At 60.3% G+C, this 13,420-nt stretch carries 9 protein-coding genes; 2 read left to right on the top strand and 7 right to left on the bottom strand.

The genetic code is table 11. From position 1 onward, the window contains the following. Nucleotides 1–3: 3 nt before the first annotated feature. Both ACZZ0A_RS19305 and ACZZ0A_RS19300 read left to right on the top strand, forming a co-directional pair. Nucleotides 4–720: a lipopolysaccharide kinase InaA family protein gene (locus ACZZ0A_RS19305; RefSeq protein ID WP_095112321.1), complete on the top strand. Its 717-nt coding sequence runs from the start codon at nucleotides 4–6 to the stop codon at nucleotides 718–720. Nucleotides 721–722: 2 nt separating this feature from the next. Continuing rightward, a complete protein-coding gene (locus ACZZ0A_RS19300) occupies nucleotides 723–950 on the top strand; it encodes a hypothetical protein (protein WP_034153490.1) in 228 nt (75 codons plus the stop codon). A gap of 135 nt (nucleotides 951–1,085) precedes the next feature. Here ACZZ0A_RS19300 and ACZZ0A_RS19295 read toward each other — a convergent pair whose 3' ends face one another. The 7 genes from ACZZ0A_RS19295 to ACZZ0A_RS19265 form a co-directional block, all read right to left on the bottom strand. Continuing rightward, nucleotides 1,086–4,112: a multidrug efflux RND transporter permease subunit gene (locus tag ACZZ0A_RS19295; protein ID WP_007916596.1), complete on the bottom strand. Its 3,027-nt coding sequence runs from the start codon at nucleotides 4,110–4,112 to the stop codon at nucleotides 1,086–1,088. Nucleotides 4,113–4,125: 13 nt separating this feature from the next. Beyond that, nucleotides 4,126–5,274: an efflux RND transporter periplasmic adaptor subunit gene (locus ACZZ0A_RS19290; RefSeq protein WP_007916593.1), complete on the bottom strand. Its 1,149-nt coding sequence runs from the start codon at nucleotides 5,272–5,274 to the stop codon at nucleotides 4,126–4,128. Between the two features lie 179 nt (nucleotides 5,275–5,453). Then, nucleotides 5,454–6,554 (bottom strand): DUF1513 domain-containing protein, encoded by a 1,101-nt coding sequence (locus ACZZ0A_RS19285; RefSeq protein WP_463543605.1) that lies wholly within the window; start codon nucleotides 6,552–6,554, stop codon nucleotides 5,454–5,456. 14 nt (nucleotides 6,555–6,568) lie between these two features. Beyond that, nucleotides 6,569–7,633, bottom strand: coding sequence for an imelysin family protein (locus tag ACZZ0A_RS19280; RefSeq protein WP_007916589.1), 1,065 nt, complete (start codon nucleotides 7,631–7,633; stop codon nucleotides 6,569–6,571). Between the two features lie 27 nt (nucleotides 7,634–7,660). Beyond that, nucleotides 7,661–9,088, bottom strand: a complete 1,428-nt coding sequence (locus ACZZ0A_RS19275) for a di-heme oxidoreductase family protein (protein WP_463543604.1) — start codon at nucleotides 9,086–9,088, stop codon at nucleotides 7,661–7,663. 294 nt (nucleotides 9,089–9,382) lie between these two features. After that, the gene (locus ACZZ0A_RS19270; protein ID WP_007918935.1) at nucleotides 9,383–10,729 is read right to left on the bottom strand and encodes an imelysin family protein; all 1,347 of its coding nucleotides are present in this window, start codon (nucleotides 10,727–10,729) and stop codon (nucleotides 9,383–9,385) included. A 224-nt stretch (nucleotides 10,730–10,953) separates the two neighbouring features. Beyond that, nucleotides 10,954–13,005 carry a putative bifunctional diguanylate cyclase/phosphodiesterase gene (locus ACZZ0A_RS19265; protein WP_007918934.1) on the bottom strand — a complete coding sequence of 684 codons (2,052 nt, stop codon included), beginning with the start codon at nucleotides 13,003–13,005 and terminating at the stop codon, nucleotides 10,954–10,956. Between the last annotated feature and the right edge of the window lie 415 nt (nucleotides 13,006–13,420).

The following is a 13,420-nucleotide window of genomic DNA, read 5'->3' as shown; positions in this document are numbered from 1 at the left end:
AGGATGGCAGTGCAATTTGCAGCAGAAACGGATGTCGCTCCGCAAGATCGCTTTGACTTTTACTGGAACCAGCGCGGCGAGTGGGTGGAAGAGCCCAATGTTCGACGTGGCGGGGAAAGTGGCGTGCAAAGGGTCGTGGGGCGCGATGGTCAACTGCTGTATGCCAAGCGCCAGACCGGTCATATCTACCGCAGCTGGCTGCACCCTTTCGGCCGTCCTACTGTTCTGCGTGAACTTGACGCGCTGACTGGCGTGAGCAAGCTCGGTGTGCGCGTGCCCCAGATCGTCTTTTGCGGTGCCCAGCCTGATCCGCAACACAAATGGCGTGCACTTTTGGTCACCAAGTCCCTGGACGGTTTCCAGGAACTGGAACACTGGCTGGCGGCTGCCGGCGGTCGCGATCAGTGTGGCGATGTGGTTTACGAGCGTGTGCTCAAGGACCTCGCCGAGAATCTGGCGCGTATGCACAAGGGCCGTTGGCAGCACAGCTGCATCTACATCAAACACGTGTTTGTGCGTGTGACGGGCGAAGGCGAGTCGGCCAAGGTCGAGGTCGCCTTGATCGATCTGGAGAAGTGCCGCCAGCGTCTGACCGCCTATCGCGCCGCCTCCCATGACATGAAGCAATTGCGCCGCCATTCGTCGTTCCGCGACGCGGACTGGAAAAAACTCGTCTACTTTTATGAGACGGCGTTTGGCAGCGCTATCAAAGGTTTATAGCGATGAAACTAGAAATTGCACGAGGTTTGTTTTTGGTTGGAGCCTTGGCAGTTGCGTCATTGGCGGTGGCTGCCTGGGAGCAGCCCCGCATGCAGGTGGTTGGCGCGTCCGTAGACGACGCCCACTGCGCAGTCCCACGGGTGGCAAAAGCCTCCGTGGCGACCAAACCCGATCATGATCTGTTGTTGTTCATGTTCGGACTTTCTCAAGGGATGAGGCCGCAAAGTTGAACCGATTGAAGCCCACATAAAAGGCCTCGCAGTTGCGAGGCCTTTTTTTATGCAGGCAAGATCAAAAGATCGCAGCCTTCGGCAGCTCCTACATGGATCGGTGTAGGAGCTGCCGAAGGCTGCGATCTTTTGCTTTCAAGGCTTATCGGGTTTCGCCAGCAAGGTGTAAACGCACGGCAGGACAAACAGCGTAAACAACGTACCAATCGACATCCCCGTGGCAATCACCATGCCGATATCAAAACGGCTCACCGCACCGGCGCCCGTGGCCAGAATCAGCGGCACCATGCCAAACACCATCGCCGCCGTGGTCATCAACACCGGCCGCAAGCGAATCGCCGCCGCTTCCTCAACGGCTTCGCGCGCCGTCAGGCCCTTGTCCTTGCGCAACTGGTTGGCGAACTCGACGATCAGGATGCCATGCTTGCTGATCAGCCCGATCAGCGTCACCAGCCCGACCTGGGTATAGATGTTCATGCTCGACCAGCCGAGGAACAGCGGAATCAACGCCCCGCAGATCGACAACGGCACCGTCACGAGAATCACCAGCGGATCGCGGAAGCTTTCGAATTGCGCCGCCAGCACCAGAAAGATAATCGCCAGGGCCAAGGCAAACGTTACCCACAACGCGCTGCCTTCCTGGACGAACTGACGTGACGCGCCGCCATAGTCGAAAGCGAACCCGGCCGGCGCTTCTTCGCGAGCGATCTGCAAGACCGTGTCGATGGCTTCGCCCATGCTCACCAGCGGGAAACCGGAAATCTTCGCCGCGTTGAGCTGCTGGAACTGGTTGAGCTGGCGCGGTCGGGCGCGGTCGCTGACCTTGATCAGCGTCGACAGTGGCAGCAACTCGCCCTGGGTGTTTTTCACGTAGTAGTTGTTCAGCCAGTCCGGGTTATCGCGGTACGGCCGTTCAACCTGAGCAATCACCTTGTAGCTGCGCCCATCAATGGTGAAACGGTTGATTTCTGCCTCGCCCAGCAGGGTGGCGAGGGTGCCACCGAGGTCCTGCATCGACACGCCCATCTGCGCCGCTTTGGCGCGGTCGATATCGACAACCACTTCAGGTTTGTCGAACGCCAGATCGAGGTCGACGAAGGCGAACTTGCCCGATTCCATGGCGCGTTTCTTGATCCGGTCGGCGACTTGCAACAGTAGTTCGTAGTCGTTGGCGGTGTTGACTACAAACTCGAACGGCAAGCCTTCGCCGGTGCCGGGCAGGGAGGGCAGGTTGAAACCGAAGATCTGCAAGCCCGGGATGCCTTCGAGTTTGCCCTGCACCTCCGGGAGGATCTGCATTTGCGTGCGGCTGCGCTCGTTCCACGGCTTAAGCAGGAAACCGCCGATGCCGGCCTGCACACCGTTGTAGCCGTTGATCTGGAACGAGGAGTAGTACTCGGGGAATTCCTTGAAGATTTTGATGAATTCGTCGGTGTAGGTGCTCAGGTAATCAAGGTTGGTCGGCTGTGGCGCAGTGGCCATCATGAAAATGATGCCCTGATCTTCGTCCGGGGCCAGTTCCGATTTGGTGAACTTGAGGAACACCGGGATCAGGCACAACACGATCACCGCGAATACCAACACCACAGGGCGCGTGTTCAGCGTGCCGTGCAACATGCTCTGGTAGCGGCGTTTTAGGCCGTCGAAGATACGGTCGAGGCGGTGCGCCAGACCACTGGGGTTTTCCTCGTGGCGCAGCAAAAACGCGCACATCATCGGTGACAGAGTCAGGGCGACGATCCCGGAAATCACCACCGCACCGGCCAAGGTCAGCGCAAACTCCTTGAACAGCGCCCCGGTCAGCCCGGTGAGAAAACCGATCGGCGCATACACCGCCGCCAGGGTGATGGTCATCGACACCACCGGCATGGCAATTTCCCGCGCGCCTTCCAGCGCCGCATCAAACGGCGTCTTGCCTTCCTCGATGTGCCGGTGGATGTTCTCCACCACGACAATCGCATCGTCGACCACCAGACCGATGGCCAGCACCATCGCCAGCAGCGTCAGCAGGTTCATCGAGTAGCCCATCATCTGCATGAAGAACATCACGCCGATCATCGACAGCGGAATGGTCACCACCGGGATCACTACCGAACGCAATGCGCCGAGGAACAGGAACACCACAACGATGACGATCAGCACCGCTTCGAACAGAGTTTTCACTACTTCATCGATCGAGGCCTGAATGAACAGCGTGGCGTCGTAAGCGATCTCGCTTTTCAGGTTTGGCGGCAGTTGCGCTTCCAGCTCCGGCATCAGCTTGCGCACTTCCTTGATCACGTCCAGCGGGTTGGCGCCCGGTGTGGCTTTGATGCCGATGTACACCGACGGCGTGCCGCCGAACGAGCTGATCGAGTCGTAGTTTTCCGCGCCCATTTCCACCCGCGCGACATCGCTGAGCAACACGCGGCTGTCGCCACTGACCTTGAGCGGAATCGCCGCAAAAGCCTCGGCCGATTTCAGCTCGGTATTGGCGTTGATGCTGGTGACCACGTATTCGCCTTTCACTTCGCCGGCAGCGGAGAGGAAGTTGTACTGGCGCACGGCGTTGGTCACATCGCTGGCGCTGAGGCCGAAACCGGCGAGTTTTACCGGGTCGAGCCACAGGCGCATGGCGAACACCTGATTGCCGAGAATCTCCGCTTCGGCCATACCCGGCAGGGTTGCCAGTTTTGGCTGGATCACCCGTGACAGGTAGTCGGTGATCTGCGGGTTGCTCAAGTCCTTGCTGAAGAAGCTGATGTACATCAGCGCCGAAGCGTCGGCGGATTCCTTGCTCAGCACCGGGTCTTCGGCGTCCTGCGGCAACTTGTTTTTCACCTCGTTGGCCTTGGCCAGCAGTTCGGTGAACAAACGGTCGGTGTTGGAGCCGATGCGCGCGTAGATCGAGATTACCGAGAAGTTCTGCCGACTGACCGAGGTCATGTAATCGATGCCCTCGGCGCTGGCCAGACTTTGCTGCATTGGCTGCGTGATGTAGCCCTGAATGGTTTCGGCGTTGGCCCCGGGGTAAGCGGTGGTCACCGTGATCAGGGCGTTTTCCATTTGCGGGTATTGGCGCAGCGGCAGCTTGCTCCAGGCCTGAAAGCCGAGCAACACAATCAACAGGCTGACCACAGTGGCGAGCACCGGGCGGCGGATGAACGGATCGGTAAAAGCCATGGGAATTCCTTGATCAGTCGGCGCGGGGCGGACTGTTCTGCTCGCCGAGGGTCTTGTCGTCGCTGATGGCGATGTGGGCACCGTTGTCCAGTTTGATCTGGCCAGCCGTCACCACTTGTTCGCCGCTCTGCACGCCCTTGTTGATCATCACCAGGCCATCGCGGCGCTCACCAGTTTCGATGAAGCGGCGTTCGGCGATCAGCACCGGTTGACCCTTGTCATCCTTTTCGACACTACCGTCCTCGGCTTTCTTCTGCCCGACCACGTAGATCGAGTTGCCGTAGAGGGTGTAAGTGATCGCACTTTCCGGCACCACGATATGTTTTTGCGGATCGGGCAGCAGCACTTCGAGGCTGGTAAACATCCCCGGCAGCAGTTTGCCGTCGGGGTTGGCCAAAGTGGCGCGGATCAGAATGTTGCGCGTAGTGCTTTCGACGATCGGGTTGATCGCGCTGATCTTGCCGGCGAAGTTTTGCCCCGGGTAAGCAGAGACCGAGATCTGCACCGGTTGACCGATGGCCAGTTTCGGCACCGATTGCTCGGGCAGATAGAAGTCGGCGTAGAGGCTGCTCAAATCCTGCAACGTCGCAATTTTGGTGCCGCTGGCGAGGTAGTCGCCGACGTCGACCTGACGGATGCCGATGGTGCCGCTGAACGGCGCGAGGATGCGTTTTTTTGCCAGCGAGGCGTTGAGCTGGTTGACCGTGGCCTTGTTCTTTTGCAGAACGGCAGAGAGGCGGTCGTACTCGCCTTTGGAGATGGCGCGACTGTCGACCAGTTGCGCGCCACGGCCGAAGTCCAGTTGCGCCAGACCGAGATCAGCCTTGGCGGTTTCCAGCAGGGCGGTTTCAACGGCGCTGTCGAGTTGCAGCAACGGCTGTCCGGCCTTGACCTTCTGTCCGGATTCAAACTTGAGTTCGGTGACGGTGCCGGCGACCTCCAGGCTCAGCTCGACACCTTGCAGCGCCTTCAGCGTGCCGACGGTGGGCAGGCGCAGCTGCCACGGCTGCTCGCTGGCGTTGGCCACGGCGACGCTGATCGGCGGTTTCGGCTTGGAAAAGCCCTGGATCATCGTGTAGATCGAAAAGGCTTTATACCCGCCCAGCACCAGGACGATCAGCAAAACAACACCCAACATGATCAGCATGCGGCGACGCAGCATATTTCCAGTTCCTTGGATAAATCAGGTGAGACAGGCGGGCACATTACTCCGAGTACAGGGGGGATTCCAACTGGCAGTTCTTACAGGGGGGGGCAAAAGATCGCAGCCTGCGGCAGCTCCTACAGGGGAATGCATTCCAATGTAGGAGCTGCCGCAGGCTGCGATCTGTTAAGGCTGTTTCAGGCCATCAGATGCAGATGGTTGTCCCAGAGCCCCGCCGGCAATTCCAGCGGCTTGGCCAACAGCTCATCCTGGCGGCAATCGTAGTAACGGCAACGCCCTTGCCCGGAGGTCACGACAAAACCGTCCTTCACCGCACCGACACCGGCGCAATCGGGCAATGGTGCATCAAGGCGTACTTCGCCGCTGTCCAGATCCCAGATAAAGAAGCGGTTGCCACGCGGCGCCGTCAACGCAACCAGACGCAAATCACTGTGCACTGCGACGCTGGCCGTGTAATGCCCCATCGATTGCAACTGATGCTCCGGCACCGGGAACGCCACGAACGGCTGCCCCGGCCGCTTGATCGCCAACAGTTCCGAACGCTCATGCGACGCGCCCATGAATTGCTGACCGGCAACGATGGTGCCGTCGCTGGCGATGCCCAGATGGCGCACGCTGTTCATCTGCTGGGCGAGGGTTTCCTTGCTCAGCAGGGTGCCATCGCGCTGCATCAGCACCAGGCTCGGCTCCATGGCGTTGAGGTTCATGTCGACGCGGCTTTCCGCCTCGGTACGAATCCCGCCATTGGCCACCACCAGCGTCTCGCCGTCGGGCATCCACGACACCTGATGCGGGCCGAGACCGTGGGTGGAAATCTCTCCCGTGTGCACCAGCCGCTCGCCTTCGAACTTGTACACGCCGAGCAAGCCGCGACCGGGATCGGTGGTGTCGTTTTCGGTGGCGTACAGGTATTCGCCGTCCTTGTGCACCACAGCGTGGCCGTAGAAGTGCCGGTTCGGCTGCGAGGTCACCGTCTGCAGCAATTTACCGTCGCGCAGGTCGATCAGATAGCTCTCGGTGCCCGGACGACGGGCGACAAACAGCGCAATCGGCTGCGTCGGGTGGTTGATGATGTCGTGGCAACGCTGGCCGACTTCGGTGGCGAATACGCGCGTGCCATCCAGCCGATAGCCGACGGCGTAATGCTTGCCGTCGGTGTCGTCGCGCGCCGACAGCAACAGCGGGCTCTGATCCTTGCGTTTGAACAGCGTCCAGCCGCCCAGCGTCACTGCTCCCAGCAGCGTACTAGCTAAAGTCAGAACCTGACGTCGCAGCATGGCACTTGCCCTCATCAGTCACCGTCGTTGGCGTTGAAGCCCAGTTGGATGCCCAGCGCCTTGGCCAGTTCGCCTTCGTGCAGGCGATGGACGACGTTGAGGCTGTCGTAGATGTCGTTCAGTTGCTGACGACCGGCGTCGTCTTCAAGCATTTCGCCGAGCGAACGCTGGGTGCTGTCGAACAGTTTCAGCGAAGCGGCGTAAGCAGCATCGATCTTGTCGGCCAGTGGCTTTTGCTCAGCCGGCAACAGACCACGCAGGCCTTTGTTGTCGACGCCTTCCCAAACGGTTTTCGCCGCCGCGAGGCTGGCTTCCAGTGCGGTCAGCGAAGACTGGCTGCGCCATGCATCGGCCTGGAATGGTTGTGGTACGCCCTTGCTCTGGCGGCCCATTGGCGTGCCGAGTTTTTTCTTCAGGGTGTCCAGCGCGGTGACTTGCACACGCAGCAGATCGGCGATCGCTTCGTGGGAATCGGCGTAGCGCTGGTTCGGGAACTTGGTCATCTGCGCAAGCATGCCGTCGGTGTTGTTCCAGTTCTGCAGAATCTCTTCGGCCAGCTGCTTCTGACGCTCGCCGATGGCGATCAGCAGTGGGCAGTACTTGGCTTTCTGCTCGGCGTTGGCGACGTCAGGCTTGGCGTCGAACAGGATGTACTCGTAAGCCGACAGGCCTTGTACCACCACGCTCGATTTGGCGAGTGCGGCGGCATCGATCTGCGGCTGGGCGACGACCAGTTGCTCGACCTGACGGCCGACGAGGTTCTTCTTGTCCGGCCAGAACTGCACCTGCCACGAACGGTTGCCCTCGGCCAGCGGGCCGATCAGCAGCGGTTGCAGCTCGGCCCAGGCCTTCTGTGCATGGAGGAAGTCGGCGCGGGCGGTCTCCAGGGTTTCTTTGCCCTGGCAGTAGGCGAGGGCGCTGACCGCCAGTTGCTTGTCGGCCTCGACCCAACGGGTGTAGGTCGGCAGGATCACCGATTTGGCGATGGCCGCCGAGGTGACCGCTTGCGGATCCTGCGGCGAGCAGGCGCCGAGGGCGAGCGCGGCAAGGCTGGTGAACAGTAGCTTGGGACGGAACATGTCGGGCTCCCGATTCTTTATCAGTGTTTAAAGTGAGTTCAAAAAAGCCAGCAACGCAGCGCGCTGCTCGGCATTGAAAGACAAAACCTGTTGCTGCGCCGCTTGCGCTTCGCCGCCATGCCATAGCACCGCTTCGAGCAGATTGCGTGCGCGACCGTCATGCAAAAACTGCGTGTGGCCACTGACTGCTTGCGTCAGGCCAATCCCCCACAACGGCGGCGTGCGCCAGTCGCGGCCGGAGGCCTGGAATTCCGTGCGGTTGTCGGCCAGACCGTCGCCCATGTCATGCAGCAGCAGATCGCTGTACGGGCGAATCACTTGATTGGCCAGTTCAGGTTCGGCGGCGTTGGCGGCGGTGGTGTATTTCGGCATGTGGCAGGAATCGCAGCCGGCCTGGAAAAACAGGTTCTTGCCGGCCAGCACTTCTGCATCGTTGACGCCACGGCGTGCCGGCACAGCGAGATTGCGGCTGTAGAACAACACCAGGCGCAGGATGTTGTCGCTGACTTCCGGCTCGCCGTCCGGGCCGTTGCCGTTCGGTGCCTGTTTGCAGGCCGTTTGCGCGTCGGTGCAGTCATCGAAGGGGCGCAGGCTGGTCGTGAGGCCCATGTCACCGGAAAACGCGTGAACATTCTGTTGATTGAGGGTCGGTTGCCCGGCTTTCCAGCCAAATCTGCCCATGACGGTCTTCTGCAAAGCGTCATCCCAGACCTGGTTGGGACGGCCGCTGATGCCTTTGTTGTCTTTGGCTTGCGCGGCGGCATTGGCCAGAATCGCATCTTCGGGGATCGCTTCGAGCAGGCCCAGCCCAATCATCGGCGGGGCAACGCGGGCCGAGAAACGCGTGTCCGGGTGCATCGGGCCGTAGCCGAGTTGGGTAATCTGCAACACCGGTTTACGCAGTTCGACTTCGGTGCCGTCCTTGAAGCGTACAGGCACTGGCGTGTAGGTAACGCGGACTTTGCCCTCGGGAGCGACGCCGGGCACGGCCATGTCCTGAAACTGACCGCCGTACACCGGCTCCGGCACCACGCCGACCTGTTCAATGACTTTGGCAAATTCCGGTGTATCGGGAATCGACAGGCGCACGAGCATGGACACCGCGTTAGGTGCATCCGGTGGCGGCGGATGACCGCGCCCGTCCTTGATGTGGCAGCCCTGACAGGCATTGGTATTGAACAGCGGCCCAAGACCATCGCGGGCGGTGGTGGTCGACGGGGCGATCACCCACGGGCTGCGGAAGAAGCTGTTGCCGACGCTGAAATCCACTCGCCGTGACGGCGGCAGGTTGGCCGAGGGCAGGGAGAACGCATTCTGATCGGTCTTGCGCACGGTCGCGGCACCGCCCGAGCGTGCTTCACCGGGCTCGGCCTTGGTGAAACGCGGGGCGTCATCACAGGCACTCAGGCCCAGGGCCAGCAACAGTGCGGACAAGCGAAGAGGCAGCGAGGGCATCAGACATCCTGCGGACGGGCGAAAACAAAGGCGCAAAGTCTAACAGGGCGAAGGAGTTTGAATAAGAGGAATTATCGTTTGCTTGATATGACGCAGGGTTTCACTCGAGACCGAGGTGCGGCCATCGCTGGCAAGCCAGCTCCCACAGGTACAGCGGCGTTCGCAATATCTGTGTACACCAGCAATCCCTGTGGGAGCTGGCTTGCCAGCGATGGGGCCATCAGCATCACCACAGAAAGCAGGCATGAAAAAGGCGACCCGAAGGTCGCCTTTTTTTGACGCAGACGCTGTTGATCAGAACTCGTGATCAGCGTTGTCCGGGTTCAGGTCGCTGATGCCCAGCTTGCCGGCAGCGGCTTCGATCGAACCGGTCTGCTTGACCAGAGACGCGATGGCGTCGCGAACAATCTGGTTGCCAGCGGTGTTACCCGCAGCGATCAACTGGTCGTAGTGCTCACCCTTGTTGGCGTGATCGACCATGACCTGGATCTTGGCTTCGGTAGCGGCCAGATCGGCTTTCAGTGCGGTGTCGGCAGCCGGGTCGGCCTTGGCCACCAGCGACGACAGGCTGGCGCCGGTCATCTTGGTGCCGTCAACACGGGTGTACTCGCCCAAATACACGTTACGAATGCCTTTGGCATCGTAGAAGTGCGAGTTGTGGGTGTTGTCGCTGAAGCAATCCTGCTCGTCTTCAGGGGAGTTGGCTTCCAGGGACACCTTCATGCGCTCGCCCGCCAGTTCGCCCAGGGACAGGCTGCCCATGCCGAAGAGCATTTTGCGCAGACCGGTTTCGCCCGGCTCGGCTTCGAGGGTGGCGCGGTAGTTGTCAGCCACGTTCGGCTTCCAGTTACCGACCATTTCTTCCAGATCGCTGACCAGCAGTTGAGTCACCGACTTCAGGTAGGCGCGACGACGATCGTTGTGACCGCCAGTAGCGCCGGCGCCTTCCAGGTAGTCGGAGGCCGGACGGTTGCCAGCGCCAGGGCCGGTACCGTTCAGGTCCTGGCCCCAGAGCAGGAATTCGATGGCGTGGTAGCCAGTGGCAACGTTGGCTTCGGAACCGCCCAGCTCGTTGAGGCTGGCGAGTTTTTCCGGGGTGATGTCTTTGACGTCGACCTTGTCTTCGCCGACCTGAACTTCGGTGTTGGCGATGATGTTGGCGGTAGCGCCCGGGTTACCCAGTGCGTGCTCGTAGGATTTGTCGACGTAGTCGATCAGACCCTCGTCCAGTGGCCAGGCGTTAACCTGACCTTCCCAATCGTCGATGATGGTGTTGCCGAAGCGGAACACTTCACTCTGCAGGTACGGAACGCGCGCGGCGACCCAGGCAGCCTTGGCGGCTTTCAGGGTGTCGGCGTTCGGCTTGGCGAGGAAAGCATCGACAGCGGTCTGCAGGGTTTTCGCGGTGGATTCGGCATCGCTGTAAACGGCGAAGACCATGTCGGCGTAGTGCGCGACCACAGCCTTGGCGGCGGCTTCGTCGACTTTACCGGCAGCGGCAGGCGCCGCCGCAGGTGCGGTGGTGCTGGCGGCTGGCGTCGGTGCGGCCGGAGCGGCGGCTTTGTCTTTACCTTCGCCGCAACCGGCGAGGGAAATAGCGATGGCCAGCAGACTGGCGGTAGCCAGAGGCATACGAATCATGGCGAACATCCTGCTTCGATAGTTGAGTGGACTCGCGCTGGGGGTGCGCAAAACTGCGACATAATGCAAATCTTTCGCATTATGTGTAAAGGGTTGTGGCTGGAAATATTTCTTATTTACGCAGATCAAAAGATCGTCCGATCGCGGCCCGAGCCTTCGGCAGCTCTTACAGGGGAACGCATTTCAAATGTAGGAGCTGCCGAAGGCTGCGATCTTTTGATCTGCTAGAGAATGGCCGCGTTAGTGCGTTGCGCTTGCTTGAGATAGGCACCCAGCTCGCGTGCCGGCAATGGCTTGCTGTAGTGATAGCCCTGACCTTCGTGGCAGCCTTCGGAAATGATGTAGCTTTCCTGCTCGGCCGTTTCCACGCCCTCGGCAATCACCTGCATGCCCAGACTCTTGCCCAGTTGAATGATCGCGCGAACGATGGTCGCATCATCGTCGTCATCCAGCAGATCCTGCACGAAGCTCTTGTCGATCTTGATCTTGTCCAGCGGCAGACTTTTCAGATAACTGAGCGATGAATAACCGGTGCCGAAGTCATCGATGGCGATCAACGCGCCGGAGCGACGCAGGCTGAGCAAATGTTGGGCGGCGGTGCTGATGTCTTCCATCAGGCCGGTTTCGGTGACTTCCAGCTCCAGGCTGCGCGGCGGCAGGCGGTACATCTGCAACAGGTTGTTCACCACTCGCGGCAGCTCGGCGTGGTGCAGCTGCACGGTGGACAGGTTAACGGCCATGCGCAGGTCGGCGAAACCCTGATCGTGCCATTCGCGCAATTGCTTGCAGGCCTGATCCAGTACCCATTCGCCAATGGCGATGATCGTGCCGTTCTGCTCGGCCAGCGGAATGAAAAGGTCCGGCGGCACCAGACCGTGTTCCGGATGCTGCCAGCGAATCAGTGCTTCAACGCCGACCACGCGGTGATCGCGATAGCTGATCTGCGGCTGATAAACCAGATAGAACTGATCGCGCAACAGGGCATCGCGCAGGTCTTTTTCCAGCTCGCGGCGACGACGCATCTCGCTGTCGACGCTGGCGATGTAAAACTGATAACGGTTGCGCGAGCGGGTTTTGGCCAGGGTCATGGTCTGTTCGGCCTTCTGCAACAGCTTCTCGGTGCTGTCGCCATCCTCCGGGAACAGGGTGATGCCGATGGTCGCGCGCAGGCGGATTTCCTGATGGTCGAGGGCGAACGCCGCTTCCAGATCATCAAGGATGCTTTGCGCCAGTTCCGCTGCTTCGTAAGGTTGTTCGATGTCGGCCTGTACCAGCGCAAACTGGTCACCACCCAGGCGGGCGAGGGCGCCGAGGCGGCCGCTGTGGGCACGCAAGCGATCGGCCAGAGCCAGCAACAATTGGTCGCCGGTCTGGTAGCTGAACTGCTCGTTGATGCCTTTGAAATCGTCCAGCCCCACGCACAACACTGCGACCCGACGTTGCAGCTTGCCGGCGTCGACCAGAATCTTGTCCAGTTGCTGCTGTAATTGCTGGCGGTTCGGCAGACCGGTGAGGAAGTCGTATTGGGCCATGCGCAGCAGACTGTTTTCGGCTTCGTGGCGCAGATGGGTGTTGCGCTCGATCGACTCAAGCAACTGATTGGCGGTGTTGATCCAGATGCCCAGTTCGTTTTTTTCGTGGCCCTTGAGCTGCGGGATCTTGTGCTCGCTGGGGCGATCCGGGTTGATCTCGGTGAGGTGCTCGATGATCCGCGACAGCGGTTTGGTCAGCAGCCAGTGATAGACCAGGTACAGCACCAGACCCATCGCCAGTGCGCGCAACACGCCGGAGATGAAGATGATTACTGAACTGACGATAAAGCCTTCGCCATAGGTGGCGGTATCGAGGGTGATGCTCAGGTCGCCGTAATACTCACTGTACGGGCCACGCCCCACCAACTGCGTGGTAAAGGTGCGCTCCTGGCCGAGGATAAGGTCGGTCAGCCAGCGGCTGTTGGACTGCTGCAGGTCGCGGGATTTCTGCGCGAGCATGGCTTCGTTGGGATGGCCGATGGAGGCCTGACGCACGGCATCGTCCTGGAACAGGCCTTCGATCACCTGCATGCCCATCTCCCGGTCCAGGCTGTAAACGGCCTGGGTCGACGGGTCGCGGAACATGTCGAGGATGCGTTCGGCGTCGCCGGCAACGGCCTGACGGGTTTTATAGGCATCGAAAACGATCTGCGCGCAGCTCAAGACTACGCCGACGATCAATGCCGACAGGAGCACGACCCGGAGCAACTTCACCGACAAGCTGTTCTTGAGTTCCAGCTTCAAAGGGTTATTCCTTGTTCCGTGCGGGTAGCGTCAAGTTGCCATGAGTATTGGCAATCCCGTGTTTGCAGTCAAAGGGACAATCAGACCGGGGATGATTTGCCCGTGGCCTTGGCCGAAATGCTGCTGTTTGGAGTATTAGCCCTATTTGTACTGTGTCGGTAGTTTCGGCCCTCAACTTGAGCGGTTCGCAGCATTTTTTCCTCTTTTTGATGGTAGTCCGCTGTGGCACGGCGGCAAGCAGCGGCAGACCGCTTTCAGCGTGAGAAGAACGCTATTGATCGTTCCCATGCTCAGCGTGGGAATGCCTCTAGGGACGCTCTGCGTCCAGTGACGCGGAGCGTCACGGGCTGCATGCCCACGCGGAGCGTGGGAACGATCATCGTACGGGGTCTATCCGGGCATAAAAAAACCCGGC

The sequence above is a fragment of the Pseudomonas sp. AC242 genome (assembly GCF_979258655.1).
Note: the sequence above shows the minus strand (reverse complement) of the source record. Positions and strands in the feature narration are given on the sequence as shown.